We start from the raw sequence: 18733 nt of genomic DNA on the forward strand, positions 1-18733 counted from the left end.
GTGCGCCATCTCAGGGAAATACCGGGAATTGCGGCATCTTGCCGCGCCCGTGCGGCTCGGCGGTCCGTGTGGGGAAGCTGGCCCGCTTCGTGAAAGGTGCGCGGACGCGTTTTCCCCCCGTCCCCAGAGGTCCGCACCGCATGGAACTCCTGAAGCAGTCCTTCGAGCTGCTCGAGAAGCGGGAGCTCGCGCCGAAGGTGAACCTGTACAAGGTCCGCGCGCCGCAGGTGGCGCGCGCGCGCAAGGCCGGGCAGTTCGTCATCATCCGCGTCTGCGAGGGCAGCGAGCGCATCCCGCTCACCATCGCCGACGCCGACCCGGTGGCGGGCACCGTCACCCTGGTCGTGCAGGAGGTGGGCTCCACCACGGCGCGCATGGCGCAGGTGAAGGTGGGCGAGCGCTTCGCCGACCTGCTCGGCCCGCTCGGCGCCCCCACCCACGTCGCCAAGATCGGCACGGTCGTCTGCGTGGGCGGCGGCATCGGCATCGCGCCGGTCCACCCCATCGCGCAGGCGCTCAAGGCGGCCGGGAACCGCGTCATCGGCGTGCTCGCCGCGCGGAACACCGGGCTGCTCTTCTTCCGGGACGAGATGCGGAAGGCGTGCGACGAGGTCCGCGTGTGGACCGACGACGGCAGCGAGGGGAAGAAGGGCCTCGCCACCGACGCCATCAAGGAGATCCAGGCCGAGGTGGGCCAGATCGCCGAGGTGGTCGCCATCGGGCCGGTGCCGATGATGAAGTTCGTCTCGAAGCTCACCAAGGAGCTCGGGATCAAGACGCAGGTGTCGCTCAACCCGGTCATGGTGGACGGCACCGGGATGTGCGGCGGCTGCCGCGTCTCGGTGGACGGCAAGAGCAAGTTCGTGTGCGTGGACGGGCCGGAGTTCGACGGCCACCAGGTCGACTTCGACGAGCTGTCCCGCCGGCAGGCCATCTACAAGGAAGACGAGCGCCGCGCCATGGAGCGGCTGGTGAAGGAGGTGCGGTGATGGCGCCCACGATCGCCCCGGTCCCGAAGGACCTCAAGAAGCGCTTCCAGACCCCGCGCCAGGAGATGCCGGCGCAGGATCCGATCGCCCGCGGCAAGAACTTCCAGGAGGTGACGCTCGGCCTCGAGGCGGAGGCCGCGAAGCTCGAGGCCTACCGCTGCATCTACTGCAAGGAGCCGGAGTGCGTGCAGGGCTGCCCGGTCGGCATCGACATCCCGGGCTTCCTGCACGAGGTGGAGAAGGGCAACTTCGCCGAGGCGCTCGGCATCCTCAAGTCGACGAACCTGCTCCCCGCCATCTGCGGCCGCGTCTGCCCGCAGGAGGAGCAGTGCGAGTCGCTGTGCAAGACCGGCAAGTCCAAGGGTAACCGCCCGGTCGCGATCGGCCGCGTCGAGCGGTTCCTCGCCGACTGGGAGCGCGCCGGCGGCATCGCGAAGCCGGTCGAGGTCGCCCCGCCGACGGGGAAGAAGGTGGCGGTGGTGGGCTCCGGCCCCGCCGGCCTGGCCTGCGCCGCGGACCTCGCCAAGCTCGGCCACAAGGTGATCGTGTTCGAGGCCTTCCACAAGCCGGGCGGCGTGCTCGTCTACGGCATCCCCGAGTTCCGCCTCCCCAAGGCCATCGTGGCGAAGGAGATCGCGAACCTCGAGAAGATGGGCGTCGACATCGTCTGCGACTTCGCGGTCGGCCTCACCGCAACCATCGAGGACCTGCAGAAGGCCTTCGACGCCATCTTCGTCGCCACCGGCGCCGGCCTCCCGTACTTCATGGACCTCCCGGGCGAGAACCTGGGCGGCATCTACTCCGCCAACGAGTACCTGACGCGCGTGAACCTCATGGGCGCGTTCGACCCGGAGCACAACGACACCCCGGTCGTGCGCGGCAAGAACGTGGTGGTGGTGGGCGGCGGCAACGTCGCCATGGACGCCGCCCGCACCGCGCTCCGCCTGGGGGCGGAGAAGGTGCGGCTCGTCTACCGCCGCTCGCACGACGAGATGCCGGCCCGCGAGGAGGAGATCGAGCACGCCGAGGAGGAGGGGATCGACTTCACGCTCCTCACCACCCCGGTGCGGTACCTCGGCGACGACAAGGGCCGCGTGGTGGCGGTCGAGTGCCGCAAGATGGAGCTGGGCGAGCCCGGCCCGGACGGCCGCCGCAAGCCGGTCGAGGTCGCGGGCAGCGAGCACCAGTTCCCCGCCGACGTGGTGGTGGTCTCCATCGGCAACGGCCCGAACCCGCTCGTGCCCCGCACGACGCCGGGCCTGGAGACGAAGAAGGGCAAGATCGTCGCCCGCGACGGCTCCGGCCGCACCTCGATGAAGGGCGTCTTCGCCGGCGGCGACATCGTGCTCGGCGCGGCGACCGTCATCCTCGCCATGGGCGCCGGCCGCCAGGCGGCCGCCTCGATCCACGAGTACCTGCAGACGGGCACCTGGTAGCGAGCCGCCCTCGGACGCCTCCGGCGGCCCGGCGCGCACCCCGCGCGCCGGGCCGTTCCATTTCCGGGCGGGCGTGACAGAGTGGGGCGCATGCCGCGCGCCCTGCTCCTCGTCAACGCCGACGACCTCGGCTACGACCCCGCCATCGACCGCGGGATCCTGGAGGCGCACGCCCGCGGGCTCGTCACCTCGGCCACCGCCATGGTCGAGACGCCCTTCGCCGAGCGCGCGCTGGCGGAGGCGCCCCCCTCGCTCGACCTCGGGCTCCACGCCGTCGTCCCGGCCGCCGCCGGGGCGGCCGAGGTGGAGGACCTGCTCGCGGCGCAGCTGGCGCGCTTCCGGACGCTGCGCGGCGCGCCGCCGACGCACCTCGACAGCCACAAGCACGCCCACCTCGCGCCCGGCGCGCTGCCGGCCTTCGCCCGGGCGGCGCGGCGCGAGGGGATCCCGCTGCGCGCCCTCGACGGCGCGCAGCGCGCGCGGCTCGCGGCCGAGGGGGTCCTCGTCGCGGACGCGTTCCTGGGCGACGCGGCGCTCCGCCCGTGCTGGACCGAGGCGCGGCTCCTCGCCGCCCTGGCGGCGCTGCCGGCGGGGAGGGTGGAGCTCATGTGCCACCCCGGCCACGCGCCGACCCACGCCCGCACGAGCTTCGCCGCCGAGCGGGAGGTGGAGCTCGGCGCGCTCTGTTCGGGGGCGGCCCGCCGCGCGCTCGAGGCGGCCGGCGCGGCGCTGGCCGGGTTCGCCGAGGCGTTTCGCGGAGGTCCGTGAGCGCCGCCCGGCCGGGTCGGGCGGAGGGTGCGTCAGGTGGCGCAACCCCGCGTGGGATCTGGGACAAACAGCGGCCGCAGCGGCTTTACACCGCAGGGGTCGCGGTGTATTGAACGCTCTCACCCCCTTCAGCGATCCGAGGAGCCCCTGCGATGGCCGACGCGAAGCCGGTAGTCCCGAAGGACGGCGCCAAGATCACCCTCACGAACGGCAAGCTCTCCGTGCCGGACCGGCCGATCATGCCCTTCATCGAGGGCGACGGCACCGGCCGCGACATCTGGCGGGCGAGCGTCCGGGTGCTCGACGCCGCGGTCGAGAAGGCCTACGGCGGCAAGCGCCAGATCCGGTGGATGGAGGTGTACGCCGGCGAGAAGGCGTTCACCAAGTTCAACAACTGGCTGCCCGACGAGACCATCGCCGCCTTCCGCGAGTACCTCATCGGCATCAAGGGCCCGCTCACCACGCCCATCGGCGGCGGCATCCGCTCGCTCAACGTCGCGCTGCGCCAGCTGCTCGACCTGTACGTCTGCCTGCGGCCGGTGCGCTGGTTCAAGGGCGTGCCCTCGCCGGTGAAGAACCCGCAGAAGGTCGACATGGTGATCTTCCGCGAGAACACCGAGGACATCTACGCCGGCATCGAGTGGGAGGCCGGCAGCGAGCAGGTGAAGAAGATCCTCGGCTTCATCGAGAAGGAGTTCCCGAAGGAGTTCAAGAAGATCCGGTTCCCGGGCTCCGCCGGCCTCGGCATCAAGGCCGTCTCCCGCGAAGGCACCGAGCGGCTCGTCCGCGCGGCCATCGAGTTCGCGCTGAAGAACAAGAGGAAGAGCGTCACCCTCGTCCACAAGGGCAACATCATGAAGTTCACGGAGGGTGCGTTCCGGAACTGGGGGTACGCGCTGGCCGAGAAGGAGTTCGCCGACAAGGTCTACACCTGGGATCAGTGGGAGCGGACCAAGGCGCAGCAGGGCGAGGACGCCGCCAACGCCGAGCAGAAGGCGGCGCTCCAGTCCGGCAAGGTGCTGGTCAAGGACGCCATCGCCGACATCACGCTGCAGCAGGTCCTGACGCGGCCCGACGAGTTCGACGTCATCGCCACCCTCAACCTGAACGGCGACTACCTGTCCGACGCGCTGGCGGCGCAGGTGGGCGGCATCGGCATCGCCCCGGGCGGCAACGCCAACTACGTCACCGGGCACGCCATCTTCGAGGCGACCCACGGCACCGCCCCCAAGTACGCCGACCTCGACAAGGTGAACCCCGGCTCGGTCATCCTCTCCGGCGAGATGATGTTCCGGCACATGGGCTGGGTCGAGGCGGCGGATCGCATCATCAAGGGCATGGACGGCGCGATCGGCGCCCACCACGTCACCTACGACTTCGCCCGCCTCATGAAGCAGGAGGGCGTCTCCGACACGGTCGAGGTGAAGTGCTCGCAGTTCGGCGACGAGATCATCAAGCACATGTAGGGCGCGGCCTTCGCGCCGGGAGGGACCCCGTGGCTTCACGCAAGAAGATCGCGCTCATCGGCGCCGGGCAGATCGGCGGCACGCTGGCGCTGCTGGCCGGGCAGAAGGAGCTCGGCGACGTGGTGCTGGTCGACATCATGGAGGGCGTCGCGAAGGGCAAGGCGCTCGACCTCCAGGAGACGCGCGGCGTCACGAAGTTCGACGTGAACGTCACCGGCGGCGGGACGGGCGACTACGCGATCATCAAGGACGCCGACGTCTGCATCGTCACCGCCGGCGTGCCGCGCAAGCCGGGCATGAGCCGGGACGATCTGCTCAAGGTGAACCTCGACGCCATCGCCAAGGTGGCCGAGGGCATCAAGCACCACGCCCCGAACGCCTTCGTGATCGTGATCACGAACCCGCTCGATTCGATGGTCTACGCCATGTACAAGATCACCGGGTTCCCCAAGAACCGGGTGGTGGGCATGGCGGGCGTGCTCGACACGGCGCGCTTCCAGTACTTCGTGGGAGAGGCGGCCGGGGTCTCGCCGCAGGACGTCAACGCCATGGTGCTGGGCGGCCACGGCGACGACATGGTCCCGCTGCTGCGCTACTCCTCGGTGAACGGTGTCCCGCTCACCAAGCTGGTGGAGAAGGCGAAGCTCGACGCCATCGTCGACCGCACGCGCAAGGGCGGCGGCGAGATCGTGGCGCTCCTCGGCACCGGCTCGGCCTTCTACGCGCCGGCCGCCTCCGCCATCGCCATGGCGGAGAGCTACCTCAAGGACAAGAAGCGGGTGCTGCCCTGCTCCGCCTACCTGGACGGTCAGTACGGCGTGAAGGGGGTCTTCGTCGGCGTGCCGGTGGTGATCGGCGCCGGCGGCGTCGAGCGGGTGCTCGAGGTCGACCTCAACGAGGAGGAGCGGGCGATGCTCACGAAGAGCTTGGAATCGGTGAAGAAGAGCGTCGCCGAGACCAAGCTCTAGCCTCCCTTGACCCGCAGGGGGGGAAGGGCCGGCGAGCGCGACACTCGCCGGCTCTCTCGTTTTGGGTTAATGAATCGGGCCTCGCGGCGTGCCGGCCGCGGGGAAGGGGATACGGCGCCTTGAAGATCCACGAGTACCAGGCGAAAGAGATCCTGCGGAAGTTCGGGGTGGCGGTGCCGCGCGGTTACCTCGCGGTCACGCCGCTCGAGGCCGAGGGCGCGGCGCGGCAGCTCGGCGGCGGGATCGCGGCGGTGAAGGCCCAGATCCACGCCGGCGGCCGCGGCAAGGGCGGCGGCGTGAAGCTGGCCCGCTCGCCGGACGAGGCGCGCCAGCACGCCGAGGCGATGCTGGGCATGAAGCTCAAGACCCCGCAGACCGGCCCCGACGGCCAGCTCGTGCGCAAGGTCTACATCGAGGAGGGCTGCCGCATCGCGCGCGAGCTCTACCTCGGCATGACGCTCGACCGCGAGACCGGCCGCGTCACGGTGATGGCCTCGATCGAGGGCGGGGTCGACATCGAGGAGGTGGCGCAGAAGACCCCCGAGAAGATCCTGAAGGAGGCGGTGGACCCGCTCACCGGGCTCCTGCCGTTCCAGGCGCGCCGGCTCGCCTTCGGGCTCGGCCTCACCGGCGACACCGTGCACGCGTTCGTGCGGTTCGCGACCGGCCTCTACAACGCCTACGTCGCGACCGACGCCTCGCTGGCCGAGATCAACCCGCTCGTCATCACCGTGCAGGGCGACGTGCTGGCGCTCGACGCGAAGCTCAACTTCGACGACAACGCGCTCTACCGCCACCCGGACATCGCGGCCATGCGCGATCCGGACGAGGAGGACCCGAAGGAGAACCAGGCCAAGGAGTACGACCTCTCCTACATCGCGCTCGACGGGGACATCGGCTGCATGGTGAACGGCGCCGGGCTGGCGATGGCCACCATGGACATCATCAAGCTCTCCGGCGGGCGCCCGGCCAACTTCCTCGACGTGGGCGGCGGGGCCGACGAGGACCGCGTCACCGCGGCCTTCAAGATCCTGCTCTCCGACCCGCACGTGAAGGCGGTGCTGGTCAACATCTTCGGCGGCATCATGAAGTGCGACGTCATCGCCAACGGCATCGTGGCGGCGGCGAAGCAGGTCGGGCTCTCCATCCCGCTCGTGGTCCGGCTCGAGGGGACGAACGTCGAGCTGGGCAAGGAGATCCTCGCCCACTCCGACCTCAAGATCGTGCCGGCCGACGACCTGGGCGACGCGGCGCGCAAGGCCGTGGCCGCTTCCCGCGCCGCCTAGGCGCTCGAGGAGACACCGTGAGCATCCTCGTCGACAGGAACACGCGCGTCCTCGTGCAAGGGATCACCGGCTCCGCCGGCAGCTTCCACGCCGAGCAGATGCTGGCCTACGGGACGAAGCTGGTGGCCGGCGTCACGCCCGGCCGCGGCGGGACCCGCTTCCAGGGCGAGGTGCCCATCTTCCACACCGTGCAGCAGGCGGTGAGGGAGACGGGCGCCAACGCGTGTTGCATCTTCGTGCCGCCCCCCTACGCGGCCGACGCCATCATCGAGGCCGCCGACGCCGGCATCGAGCTCATCGTCGCCATCACCGAGGGCATCCCGGTGCTCGACATGGTGAAGGTGCGCCGGGACCTGAAGGACCGCGCCGCGGCGCGCCTCATCGGCCCGAACTGCCCCGGCCTCATCACCCCCGGGCAGTGCAAGATCGGCATCATGCCGGGCCACATCCACCGGCCCGGCCGCGTCGGGGTGGTGTCGCGCTCGGGCACGCTCACCTACGAGGCGGTGCACCAGCTCACCCAGCTCGGCCTGGGCCAGTCGACGGCGGTCGGGATCGGCGGCGATCCGGTGCACGGCACGGACTTCGTGGACGTGCTCTCGCGCTTCGAGCAGGACCCCGAGACCGACGCCGTCATCATGATCGGCGAGATCGGCGGCACCGAGGAGGAGCGCGGCGCCGAGTTCGTGAAGACCAGCATGTCGAAGCCGGTGGTGGGGTTCATCGCCGGCCGGACCGCCCCGCCCGGCAAGCGGATGGGCCACGCCGGCGCGGTCATCTCGGGCGGCAGCGGCACCGCCGAGGCGAAGCTCGAGGCGATGCGCGCGGCCGGGATCACCGTCTGCGACGGCCCGCACCTGCTCGGCAAGACGATGAAGGACGTGCTGGACCGGCGGGGCGCGCGGCCGCGCGCGGCGCCGGTCCGGACCAAGACGCGGACGCCGGCCCCATCGCGGGCGGCCGCGCGCAGCGCCGCCCCCTCGCAGCGCGGAGGGAAGGCCGCCAAGAAGGCGGCCAAGGGCGAGCGCGAGTAGCCCGGCCCGCGCGCCCGGGAGCGGGCGCCGCGGCCGGTTCACCCATCGAGCGGCGCGCCCGGCGGGCGGCCCGAGGAAGGAAGCACCATGTCGAAGGAACGCACGCTGTCCATCATCAAGCCCGACGGCGTCGAGAAGGGCGTCATCGGAAAGGTCATCGGCCGCTTCGAGGAGGAGGGCCTGAAGCCGGTCGCCATCCGGATGGCGCGGCTCTCCCAGGCGGAGGCCGAGGGCTTCTACGCGGTCCACAAGGCGCGTCCGTTCTTCAAGGACCTGGTCTCGTTCATGACGAGCGGCCCGGTGGTGCTGATGGTGCTCGAGGGCGAGAACGCGGTGGCGAAGAACCGCGAGGTCATGGGCGCGACCGACCCCGCCAAGGCGGCCCCCAACACGCTCCGCAAGCTGCACGCCTCCAACATCGAGAAGAACACCGTCCACGGCTCGGACAGCGCCGACAACGCCAAGGTCGAGATCGCCTACTTCTTCCCCGAGACGGCCATCAGCGCGTACGAGTGGAAGCGGTAGCCTCCTCGCCGCGCGGCGGGCGCCTCCCCCATTCCGGGGGGCGCCGGTCCCGGCACCCCCGGCAGCAGCGGCTCGTAATGCGGCGGTTTTCCTGGCCTTTGCGGGTCTGGAAAGCCGCCGTCCCGTCCGCCGGTTAAGATCTTCGTTCCCGTCCGGCTCGCGGACGGGCTTTTTCGCCGGGCGGAAGGGAAGGAGACCTTGGAAGGGATGTCGTCATGGGAGCCGGTCGTGGGGCTCCTCCTCATCCTCGCCTCGGCCTTCTGCTCCGGCTCCGAGACCGCCCTCACCGCGCTCGGGGAGCCGCGCGCGCGCCAGCTGGCCGAGTCGGCCGGCCGGCGCGGCCGCCGGCTGGGGCTGTGGCTCGCGCGCCCGGAGGGCGTGCTCTCGACGCTCCTCGTCGGCAACACGCTCGTCAACATCGGCGCCGGCGCCATGGCCGGCGACCTGGCGCACCGCCTGGCGGCCTCGCACGCCTGGCCGGACGGCTCGGTGCTGGCGATCGCCACCGCGCTCACCACCTGCGCCATCCTCTTCGCCGGCGAGATCATCCCCAAGACGCTCGCGAAGCGTCACCCCACGCGCTGGGCGCTCGCCGCCATGCCGGCGGTCCAGCTCCTCTACTGGGCCCTCTGGCCGGTGACGACCGGCCTCGTCCGGGCCACCAACCGCATCGTGGCGGCCCTCGGCGGGGCCCGCGCGCCGACGCCCGCCGTGACGAGCGCCGAGATCGAGTACCTCATCGAGATGGGCACGCGCGAGGGCGTGCTCGACGAGGTGAAGGAGGAGCTGCTCAACAGCGTCCTCGAGTTCGCCGACCGGGTGGTGAAGGAGGTCATGGTGCCGCGCACGCGCATGGCCGCCATCGACCGCGACGCGCCGCCGGAGGAGATCCTGCGCATCGTCACCGAGAACCCGTACAGCAGGATGCCGGTCTACCGCGACTCGATCGACGACGTGCGGGGGGTGCTGCTCGTGCGCGAGATGGTGCCGGAGCTGGCGAAGAGCCCCAAGAGCGCGGTGGCGGCGCTCGACCGGCTCATGAAGCCGCCCTTCTTCGTGCCCGAGCAGATGAAGATCTCGCGCCTGCTGAAGGAGATGCAGAAGCGCAAGACGCACCTCGCCATCGTGGTGGACGAGTTCGGGGGCACGAGCGGGCTCGCCACCCTGGAGGACGTCCTGGAGGAGATCGTCGGCGAGATCCAGGACGAGGGGGACGTCGAGGCGGCGCCGGTGCGCGAGGCCGCGCCCGGCGTGTACCTGGCGGACGCCGGCGTGCCGCTCCGGGAGCTGGAGGAGTTCCTCAACGAGCACGCGGAGGGCGAGGGCGACGACCCGGACCACGCCGTGAAGTTCCCCGAGGAGGGCGACTACGAGACGCTGGGCGGGTTCGTCACCGCCACCGCCGGCCGCGTGCCGCACGTGGGCGCGCTGGTGGCCTGGGACGGGCTCACCTTCACCGTGCGCGGCGGCGACGAGCGGCGCGTCACCAAGGTCGAGATCGCGCGGCGCCGGGCCCCGGCGGCGGGCGAGCCGGCGCCGGAGCTGCCCGAGCCGGCGCGCCAGGCCGCGGGCGGGCGCCGGGCGTGACGGAGCGCCTCCCCGACCTGCGCGCCTTCCCGCTGCCCCGCCTGGCGGCGGCGCTGGAGGCGCTCGGCGAGAAGCCGTACCGGGCGCGCCAGCTCTTCCGCTGGCTGCACCAGAAGGGCGCCGCCTCGTTCGACGAGATGACCGACCTCCCGCGCGAGCTGCGCGCGCGGCTGGCCGAGCGCTTCGCGCTCCTCACCCTCGAGCGCGCGGAGGAGCACCGCTCCTCCGACGGCACCATCAAGTGGAAGTGGCGCACGGTCGACGGGCGCTTCATCGAGTCGGTCTACATGCCGCACACGGGGAACGACGACGAGGAGGGCGAGGGGCCGAAGAACCGCGAGCGCCGCACGCTGTGCGTGTCGACGCAGGTGGGCTGCGCGGTCGGCTGCGTCTTCTGCATGACCGGCACCATGGGGCTGTCGCGGAACCTCGGGCCGGGCGAGATCGCCGATCAGGTCCACCGCGCCAACCGGCGCCTCCTCGAGCTGGGGGAGGGGGAGGGGCCCCGCCCGCTCACGAACCTCGTCTTCATGGGGATGGGCGAGCCGCTCCACAACTTCGAGAGCCTCAAGCTCGCGCTCGAGCTGCTCCTCTGCGAGGACGGCCCGAACTTCTCCCACCGCCACGTCACCGTCTCCACCTCGGGCCTCGTCCCGCAGCTGCGGCGGCTCGGGGAGGAGACCTCGGTGAAGCTGGCGGTGAGCCTCAACGCCACCACCGACGCGCAGCGCGACGCGCTCATGCCGGTGAACCGGCGCTACCCCATCGCCGAGCTGCTCGCGGCCTGCCGCGCCTTCCCCATGAAGCAGGGGCGGCGCATCACCTTCGAGTACGTGCTGCTCGGCGGCGTGAACGACGGCGACGACGACGCCGAGCGGCTGGCGCACCTCCTGCGCGGCCTCCCGGCCAAGGTGAACCTCATCCCCTACAACGCCAACCCGGGCCTCGGCTTCGCCGCGCCCGCGCCGGCGCGGGTCGAGGCCTTCCGGGACGTGCTCCTGGCGCGCCAGGTGACGGCGGTGGTGCGGAAGAACCGCGGCCAGGACATCGCGGCGGCCTGCGGCCAGCTGGCCGCCGAGGGCGGCCCCGGCGACCCCCGCCGCCGGCGCGGCCCGGCCGCCTCGCCGTAGCGGCCGCCGGGCGGCGCTCGGAGGCCCGGCGCCCGGGAGGTGACGGGGGGCGGCCGGCCCTGCTACAACCCGCGGCGCCCTTCCCAGGAGCCCCCTCGCCATGTCCCTGCTCGTCGTCGGCTCGATCGCACTCGACTCGGTGGAGACGCCCTTCGGGCGCCGCGAGGACGTGCTGGGCGGCTCGGCCACCTACTTCTCCACCGCGGCCAGCTTCTTCGGCCCGGTGCGCCTCGTGGCCACCGTCGGCGAGGACTTCCCCGCCGAGCACGTGCGCTTCCTGGAGGAGCGCGGGGTGGACCTGGCGGGCCTGGAGCGGCGCGCCGGCCGGACCTTCCGCTGGAAGGGGCGGTACGCCTTCGACCTCAACACCGCCCACACCCTCGAGACGCAGCTCAACGTCTTCGGCGACTTCCAGCCCGAGCTGCCGGCGGCCTACCGCGACTCGCGGTACGTCTTCCTGGGCAACATCGACCCGGACCTCCAGCGGCGCGTGCTCGACCAGGTGAAGGCGCCCCGGTTCGTCGCCTGCGACACGATGAACTTCTGGATCGACTCCAAGCGCGAGAGCCTGCTCAAGACGCTGCGCCGGGTCGACATGCTGTTCGTGAACGACGCCGAGGCGCGGCAGCTCGCCGGCGAGCACAACGTGGTCAAGGCGGCGCGGCGCATCCTGGGCTTCGGGCCGCGCGCGGTGGTCATCAAGCGCGGCGAGTACGGCGCGCTCTTCTTCGCCGGCGACCACGTGTTCTCCGCCTGCGCCTACCCGCTCGCCTCGCTCTTCGACCCCACCGGGGCCGGCGACAGCTTCGCCGGCGGGTTCATGGGATACCTGGCGCGCAGCGGCCGCGAGGCGCCGGACGTCCTGCGGCGCGCCATCGTGACCGGGAGCGTGCTCGCCAGCTTCGCCGTCGAGCAGTTCTCGCTCGACCGGCTGGCCACGCTGGCGCACGACGAGATCCGCGGCCGGTACCGCGAGCTGCTCCAGCTCGCGCACTTCGACGAGCTCGAGGCCGACCTGTTCGACGGACTCCGGCGTTGACCGGCCCGGCCGCGCCCGGCTACGATCGCCCGTCCGGCCCGTACCCGCCGCACCCCCGGCCCGGCGGCCGCCGATGCGCATCGCGATCCTGAGCGACATCCACGCCAACCTCGAGGCGCTGGTCGAGGTGGAGGCGGCGCTCGGGCGGCTGGCGGTGGACCGCGTCGTCTGCACCGGCGACGTGGTCGGCTACGGCGCCAGCCCGAACGCCTGCTGCGAGCGGATCCGCGACCTCGCCTCGATCACCCTGCTCGGCAACCACGACGCGGCCGTGGCCGGGCGGATGGAGTACGCCTACTACTACGACGCCGCCCGGCAGGCCCTCGACTGGACGGCGCAGCAGCTCGACCCCGACCACCTCGCCTGGCTGCGCTCGCTGCCCTACACGCACCGGGTGGACGACGTCGCCTTCAGCCACGGCTCGCCGGTGCTCCCCGGCGAGTTCGAGTACGTCTTCGCGCTGGAGCAGGCGCAGGAGCTGGTGGCCCACCAGGCGCGGCTCGCCCCGGTCACGTTCATCGGCCACTCACACCTGTGCAAGGCGTTCGCGCTCGACCGGCACGGCCAGGTGGCGGAGGTGTCGGCGCCCGCGCTCGTGCTCGACCCCGACCGCCAGTACATCGTGTCGGTGGGCTCGGTCGGCCAGCCCCGCGACTACGACAGCCGCGCCTGCTTCGTCACCTACGACACCGAGGCGCGCCGGGTCGAGTACCACCGCGTCTCGTACGACATCGCCACCGCCGCCCGGCGCATCTTCGACGCCGCGCTGGCGGAGAACTTCGGGAAGCGGCTCTTCCTCGGGGTGTAGCGCCCCGCGCCGCCGCCCGCGCCTAGTCGATCACGCTGAGGTGCGACGCCAGGCGCGCGGCGAAGAGCGCCCCCTCGGCGTCGAGCGCCCACAGGTCGAGCTCGGCGCTGGCGGCGAGGCGCGCCGGTGCGCCGAGGCGGGCGTGTCCGAGCGGGCGGCCGGTGGCGAGCTCCAGCGCCGCGACGCCGTCCCCGGGCACGAGCGCCACCCCGCGCGCCGCGAGCGGCGGGACGTTGACCTCCGGCGGGGCCGCCGGCTCCTCCGCCCTCGACCAGAGCGCGGCGCCGGCGCGGTCGAGGGCGAGGCACGCCCCCGCGCCGGTCTTGACGAGGAGCCCGCCCGCGGTGGGCGCCAGCGCCACCGGGCCCGGCCCGAGCGGCGGCGCGTCCTCCCAGGCCAGGGCGCCGGCCGGGTCCACCGCCGCCACCACCGGATCGCCCGCCACGAGGCCGGGGACCCCCAGCAGCCCCGCGAACGGCACCAGCGGGCCGGTTGGGGTCGCGTCGAGCGGCACCTCGAAGCGGCGCCGCCCCGTCGCCGGGTCCAGGGCGAGGAGCGTGCCCCCGAGGTCGGTGACGCAGAGCGCGAGCAGCGCGCCGGCGTGGAGCCCGGGCGCGGCCGCCAGCGGCCCGGGGAGGCGCACCCGCCAGGTGGCGCGGCCGCTCGCCGCGTCCAGGGCGTAGAGGAACCCCGCCGCGCTCCCCACCACCGCCAGTGGCCCGGCGGCGGTCGCGCGCAGCGCCCGGGCGGCGGGCGGCGCGGCGGTCCAGAGGACGCGCCCGGTGCCGGGCTCGAGCGCGGCGACCGACTCGCGCCCCACCCACAGCGCGACGCCGCCGGCGAGGCGGACCACCGCGGTCCCGCCCTCCGGTAGCTCCGCCACCGCCCGGGTCCACCGCTCGCGTCCGCTGCCGGCGTCCACCTGCGCCAGGCGCGCGCCGTCCTCGAGGTGTAGGACGCCCTCCTCGAGCCACGCCTGGCGCGCCCCGGGCCCGGTCCACCGCTCCGCGCCCGTGCGCGGGTCGAGCGCCAGCACCGCCGAGGCGCCGGCCGCGAGGACCAGGCCTCCCTCGAGCGCGAGGCCGAACCCCGCCGGCGCGCCGACGTCGCCGCGGAAGAGCTGACGGAACGAGAGCCGCCGGACCTGCCCCGGCCCGAGCGGCGCGCGCGGGAGCCGGCGCGCGCGCCGCGAGCGCACCCGGCCGCCGGCGGCCGCGGCGGCGAGGCGGTCGCCCTCGAGGAGCTCCTGCACGTGCGCCAGGCGCTCGGCGGCGAGGGCGCGGAGCTCCGCCACCCAGCCGTTCTGCGCCTGCCAGGGGTTCCGGCCCGCCGCGACGCCGCAGAAGTCCACCGCCGCCTCGAGCAGCGCGCGGGCCAGGAGGAGCGGCGGCGCCGGGTGAGCGGGTCCGCCGGCGCGGGCGAGGGTCCCTGCGGCGAGGTCGCAGCGCAGGGCGACCGTCCCGTGCCGGCCGCGCCCGGCGAGCGAGAGCGGCGCGGAGCGCTCGCTCCGGCGCACCGCGTCGGCGAGCCGGCCGGCGAAGGCGGCCAGGTCGCGGAGCACCAGGAAAGGCGGCCCGTCGAGGGTCGCGACCTCGCGGCCGTCCGAGCCGCGCAGGACGACGCGGCCGGGGGCGAGCAGCGAGCCGAGGTCCGGCCCCGGGCCGCGGTAGGTCGCGAGGAGCCCCTCGTCGTCGCGCAGCTCGAAGGCGCAGGTCGGCGCGCCTCGCCGGCGCCGGGCGCGCGGCCCCGCGGAGGCGCTCCCCGCCGCGGGCGAGGGCTCGGGGGCCGGCCGCGCGGCGTCGAGGCGGGCCGCGAGCTGGCGGAGGTCCCCGCCCAGGCCGGCGCCGCCCGGCCCGCCGAGCGCGCCGAGCTCGTCGCCGAGCGCGCGGGCGGCGTCACGCGCGGCGCGCGCCAGCTCCGGGAGCTCCACCTCGACGTCGCGCGCCAGCACCCGGGCCGGGCGATCGAGCGCCACCACGGTGAGGAGCGCGTCCGCCCCGCGGCGGGCGAGGACCAGCTCCACGCTGCCCTCGCTGAAGTGCACCTCGGCCCGCGGCGCCCCGGCCAGCAGCCGCAGCACCGCCTGGCCGAGGGCGGCGACGCCGGCCAGGAGCGTCCCCTCGGCGCGCCCGGCCGCGATGTCCACCCCGTCCACCTCGAGCGCCAGCGCGTCGACCGCCTCCGCGGCCGCGAGCCGCGCCGCCGCGCGGCCGCGCGCGAAGGCAGCGCGCAGCGAAGGGTCCTCTTTCCAGGAGCTTCCGAGCCGGATGCGGAACACGGGGCCCAGCGTCATGCCCGCGGGAGGCCGCGGTTTCAACGTTGACAGCCGAGCAGTCGGGCTCCACACTGTCGAGCTCACCTAAGGCCCGAAAGGGCCAAGAGATTTCACCTGGGCACGACACGCATAGGGAAGACATGACTTTCACCGAAGCCGCCATCGAGGTGCTACGGCGCGAGGGAAAGCCGCTCCACTTCAGGAAGATCGCCGAGATCGCGGTGCGTGAGAACCTGCTCGACCACGTCGGGAAGATCCCCGAGGAGGTCATGGGCGGGCAGCTCACGACGCACTGCAAGCTCCCGCACGCCGACCGCAAGGTCCTGGCGGTGCAGGCCGGCACCTTCGCCCTGGTGGAGTGGGGCCTCGACGAGGATCCCGCCGGCCTCGACAACATGATCGAGGCGCCGCCCGAGGCGGAGCTGCCGTACCGGCCGCGCGAGCGGCACCCGACGCCCTCCCGCGAGATCGCCCGCAGCACGGGCCGCGGGGAGGGCCGCGCCCGCCGCCGCGAGGAGGGCGAGGAGCGGCGCGGCCGCCGCTATCCGCCGCCGGCGGAGGTGGCCTACGAGATCCTGGCCGGCGCCGACCGGCCGCTCACGCTGTCCGAGGTCGCCTCGCAGGGGGCCGAGCGGCTCCTCATGCCCGACGCGTTCGTGCGCGACACGGCGGCGCTCGCCGCGGCGCTGGCGGAGGACAACCGCCGCCGCGACGCGGCCGGGCGGCGCCCGCTCTTCGCCGTCGACGGGGAGCAGGTGTCCTTGGCCGCGCAGCCCGAGCCGGGCGAGCGCGCGGCGCAGCCCATGGCGGCGGCCGCCGCCCGGCCCGCCTCGGCGACCGAGCTGCGCAAGGCGGCGCTGGGCGCGCTGCGCCGGCGGCTCCGCGAGTGCGACGCGCCGACGCTGGAGCACGTGGTGGCTGCGCTCCTCGAGCGCATGGGCCTCCGCGAGCTCAAGGTCGCGAAGCGCGGCCGCGATCACGTGGTCTACACCGGCCGGCGCAAGCTCGGGCTGCTCGAGGTGCGCCACTGCGTGCGCATCCTGCGCAGCGGCGACCCCGGCCGCCGCGAGGTGACCGAGGTCCGCCGCGACGTCGGCAACTACGGCGCGCAGGTCGGGGTGGTGGTGTCGGCCGGCGAGCCGGCGCGCGAGGCGCGCGGCGAGGCCACGGCGGCGGGGCAGCTGCCGGTGCTGCTCCTGTGCGGCGAGGCGCTGGCCGAGGCGCTCTCCGAGCACGAGGTCGGGTGCCGGCCGATCGTGGTCCCCGAGGTGGACGAGGCGTTCTTCCGGACCGCCGCGGAGGCGGCGCAGACGGAGGAGGCCGCCCGGCGCGCGCGCCGCGAGGAGCGCGACCGCAGGGAGGGCCGCGAGGGGCGGGAAGGCCGGGAGGAGCGCGACCGCCGCGACGGGCGCGAAGGCCGCGAGGAGCGCGGGGAGCGCGAGGAGCGCGAGCCGCCCGCCGCCGCCGAGCCCGCCGAGCGCGAGGTCTCCGCCGAGCGCGAGGTGCCGGCCACCCGAGCGCCGGCCGCGGCGCGGGGAGAGGCCCCCGCCACCCCGGCGCTGGAGGTCTCCATCGAGCGCGCCCCGGCCGCCGCGAGCGCCCTCGGCGAGCCCGAGGGCGACGAGGAGGAGGAGGGGGACGAGGAGGGCGCCGAGGAGGCGGCCGCTCCGGCCGGCGCGGCGAGCCCCGAGGGCGAGCGCACCGGCGAGGGGCGGCGCCGCCGCCGCCGGCGCCGCCGGCGTGGGGGACGCGGCCGCAACCGCGAGGCGGGCGCCGCGGCGTCCGGCCCCGGCGGCGCTCCCGCCGCCGCCTCGAACGAGCCGACCGCGGGGAGCGCCGAGCCGCCGCCCGAGGTGGGCGCGGCCCCGGCCATGCCGGCCCCGGCGGCCGCCGAGCCCTCCGCGCCCGCGCCGTCGGCCGCGCCGCCTCCGGACGCGCCGGAGGGAGGCGAAGGCTGAAGGTCCAAGCCCCGCTCGCTCTGCTGACCCTGGCGCTGGCCGCTTGCCACGCTCCGCCGCGGTACGCGGTGGAGCGGGTGGTGGTCTCGGGGTCCGAGGCGGCGCAGCTGCTCGAGTCGGCGGGCGTGGCGCCGGACCGGCTGGCCGAGGCGGCCCGGCGCGGCCTGGCCGCGGCGCCCGGCTTCGCCGTGGGCCCCGCCCGCGACGGCGACCGGCGGCTGCTGGTCCAGCTCACGGTGGAGCGCGCCGAGGCGTTCGGCGGCGGGCCGGGCGCGGGGGCGGTGGCGCAGGTCGCCGTGTCCCTCGAGCTGACCTCGGCCGACGGCGAGCCGTCCCGGCGCGAGGCGGGCGCCGCCGCCGAGCCGCTGTCCGACGGCCCCGCGGCCCTGCGGGTGGCGCTGGAGCGCGCCGCGACGGCCGCGGTCGACAAGGCGGTGGCGGGGGTGGCGCTCCAGCTCGGCGCCGAGCGCAAGAGCTCGCCGGAGCTGGTGCGCGACCTCACCTCGCCGGACGCCCCGGTGCGCGATCGGGCGGTGCGGACGCTGGCGGACCGCGGCGCGCGCGAAGCGGTCCCCGCCCTCATCGAGCGCCTGCACGACTCCGACCCGGCGGTGGTCGAGCGCGCCATCGGCGCGCTGGCCCAGCTCCACGACCCCCGGGCCGCCGCGCCGCTCATCGCGCTGGCGCGCCACCGGGACGGCGCCTACGTCGCGCAGCTGGCGCGCCTGCTCGGCGACGTGGGCGGGCCGGACGCGCGCGCCTGGCTCCTCACCATGTCCTCCGGCCACCCGGACGACGCCGTCCGCGGCGCGGCGCGCGCGGCCCTCGCCGAGCTGTCGGAGCGCGAGCGACAGGCGCGGGCCGATCCCAGGTAAGATGCGCCCGTGAACCGCTCGCTCGCCATCCTCGCGCTCGCTGCCGGCCTCGCCTGCGCGCACGCCCCGGCCGGCCCCCAGGCGCCCGCGCCCGGGCCGGGGCCCGCCGACTACTTCCCGCTCGCGGTGGGCAACGCCTGGACCTACCGCGACCGCTCGCCCCAGCAGCCGGACGCCGTGCAGCGCACCGTCCGCATCGTCCAGCGCGATCGCGACGGCTACTTCGTGGACGATCAGCGCGGCGCCCTGCGCGCCGACGCCGACTGCCTCCACGACCGGGCGCGGCGGCTCCTCTGCAAGCCGTTCGCGCCGGGGGCGACCTGGTCCTCCGTGGTCGGCCCCTCCACCACCGAGCGGTACGAGATCGCCGGCGTGAACGAGACGGTGGCGGTCCCGGCGGGCACGTTCCAGGGGTGCGTGCGGGTCCGCGCCCGGGTGCGCGGCGGCGGGGTGGAGCAGGTGGCCGAGCAGAGCTACGCGCCTGGCGTGGGGCTGGTCCGGCTGGAGACGTTCGTGGTGGTGAACGGGGTGGCGCGCCCCCAGGTGCGCGGCGAGCTCGAGTCCTATCGGCTGACGGGGAGGTAGCGGT

At 74.5% G+C, this 18733-nt stretch carries 16 protein-coding genes; 15 read left to right on the forward strand and 1 reads right to left on the reverse strand.

The features are described from left to right. The first annotated feature begins 140 nt into the window (after window positions 1-140). The 12 genes from HWY08_RS10310 (at window position 141) to HWY08_RS10365 (ending at window position 13036) form a co-directional block, all read left to right on the forward strand. Window positions 141-989, forward strand: a complete 849-nt coding sequence (locus tag HWY08_RS10310) for a sulfide/dihydroorotate dehydrogenase-like FAD/NAD-binding protein (protein ID WP_176064774.1) — start codon at window positions 141-143, stop codon at window positions 987-989. Next, a complete protein-coding gene (gene gltA, locus HWY08_RS10315; RefSeq protein ID WP_176064775.1) occupies window positions 989-2425 on the forward strand; it encodes an NADPH-dependent glutamate synthase in 1437 nt (478 codons plus the stop codon). Before HWY08_RS10310 ends, gltA begins: the two co-directional genes overlap by 1 nt. A gap of 90 nt (window positions 2426-2515) precedes the next feature. Then, window positions 2516-3193, forward strand: a complete 678-nt coding sequence (locus HWY08_RS10320; RefSeq protein WP_176064776.1) for a ChbG/HpnK family deacetylase — start codon at window positions 2516-2518, stop codon at window positions 3191-3193. A gap of 152 nt (window positions 3194-3345) precedes the next feature. Continuing rightward, the gene (icd, locus tag HWY08_RS10325; RefSeq protein ID WP_176064777.1) at window positions 3346-4659 is read left to right on the forward strand and encodes an NADP-dependent isocitrate dehydrogenase; all 1314 of its coding nucleotides are present in this window, start codon (window positions 3346-3348) and stop codon (window positions 4657-4659) included. Between the two features lie 29 nt (window positions 4660-4688). After that, window positions 4689-5627: a malate dehydrogenase gene (gene mdh / locus HWY08_RS10330; protein ID WP_176064778.1), complete on the forward strand. Its 939-nt coding sequence runs from the start codon at window positions 4689-4691 to the stop codon at window positions 5625-5627. A gap of 119 nt (window positions 5628-5746) precedes the next feature. After that, window positions 5747-6913, forward strand: a complete 1167-nt coding sequence (gene sucC, locus HWY08_RS10335) for an ADP-forming succinate--CoA ligase subunit beta (protein ID WP_176064779.1) — start codon at window positions 5747-5749, stop codon at window positions 6911-6913. 17 nt (window positions 6914-6930) lie between these two features. Further along, window positions 6931-7947, forward strand: a complete 1017-nt coding sequence (gene sucD, locus HWY08_RS10340; RefSeq protein ID WP_176064780.1) for a succinate--CoA ligase subunit alpha — start codon at window positions 6931-6933, stop codon at window positions 7945-7947. Between the two features lie 87 nt (window positions 7948-8034). After that, entirely contained in the window at window positions 8035-8472 is a 438-nt protein-coding gene (ndk, locus tag HWY08_RS10345; RefSeq protein WP_176064781.1) for a nucleoside-diphosphate kinase, read from the forward strand. A 207-nt stretch (window positions 8473-8679) separates the two neighbouring features. Continuing rightward, window positions 8680-10059, forward strand: coding sequence for a hemolysin family protein (locus tag HWY08_RS10350; RefSeq protein WP_235969562.1), 1380 nt, complete (start codon window positions 8680-8682; stop codon window positions 10057-10059). Beyond that, entirely contained in the window at window positions 10056-11189 is a 1134-nt protein-coding gene (rlmN, locus tag HWY08_RS10355; protein ID WP_176064783.1) for a dual-specificity RNA methyltransferase RlmN, read from the forward strand. The genes HWY08_RS10350 and rlmN overlap by 4 nt, the downstream gene beginning before the upstream one ends. Before the next feature lie 100 nt (window positions 11190-11289). Beyond that, entirely contained in the window at window positions 11290-12228 is a 939-nt protein-coding gene (locus HWY08_RS10360) for a PfkB family carbohydrate kinase (protein ID WP_176064784.1), read from the forward strand. A 73-nt stretch (window positions 12229-12301) separates the two neighbouring features. Beyond that, window positions 12302-13036, forward strand: coding sequence for a metallophosphoesterase family protein (locus HWY08_RS10365; RefSeq protein ID WP_176064785.1), 735 nt, complete (start codon window positions 12302-12304; stop codon window positions 13034-13036). A gap of 22 nt (window positions 13037-13058) precedes the next feature. On the opposite strand, the gene HWY08_RS10370 is transcribed toward HWY08_RS10365, so the two are convergent. Beyond that, a complete protein-coding gene (locus HWY08_RS10370; protein WP_235969563.1) occupies window positions 13059-15329 on the reverse strand; it encodes an outer membrane protein assembly factor BamB family protein in 2271 nt (756 codons plus the stop codon). A 122-nt stretch (window positions 15330-15451) separates the two neighbouring features. Here HWY08_RS10370 and HWY08_RS10375 point away from each other — a divergent pair, with 122 nt between their 5' ends. The 3 genes from HWY08_RS10375 to HWY08_RS10385 all read left to right on the forward strand — a co-directional run bounded on the left by HWY08_RS10375 (window position 15452) and on the right by HWY08_RS10385 (window position 18729). Next, on the forward strand, window positions 15452-17269 hold the full coding sequence (locus HWY08_RS10375) for an HTH domain-containing protein (protein WP_176064786.1): 1818 nt from the start codon (window positions 15452-15454) through the stop codon (window positions 17267-17269). A gap of 80 nt (window positions 17270-17349) precedes the next feature. After that, a complete protein-coding gene (locus tag HWY08_RS10380; RefSeq protein WP_176064787.1) occupies window positions 17350-18144 on the forward strand; it encodes a HEAT repeat domain-containing protein in 795 nt (264 codons plus the stop codon). Between the two features lie 9 nt (window positions 18145-18153). Continuing rightward, window positions 18154-18729, forward strand: a complete 576-nt coding sequence (locus HWY08_RS10385; protein WP_176064788.1) for a hypothetical protein — start codon at window positions 18154-18156, stop codon at window positions 18727-18729. Window positions 18730-18733: the final 4 nt, after the last annotated feature.

Source organism: Anaeromyxobacter diazotrophicus (assembly GCF_013340205.1).
Taxonomy (GTDB): Bacteria; Myxococcota; Myxococcia; order Myxococcales; family Anaeromyxobacteraceae; genus Anaeromyxobacter_A; species Anaeromyxobacter_A diazotrophicus.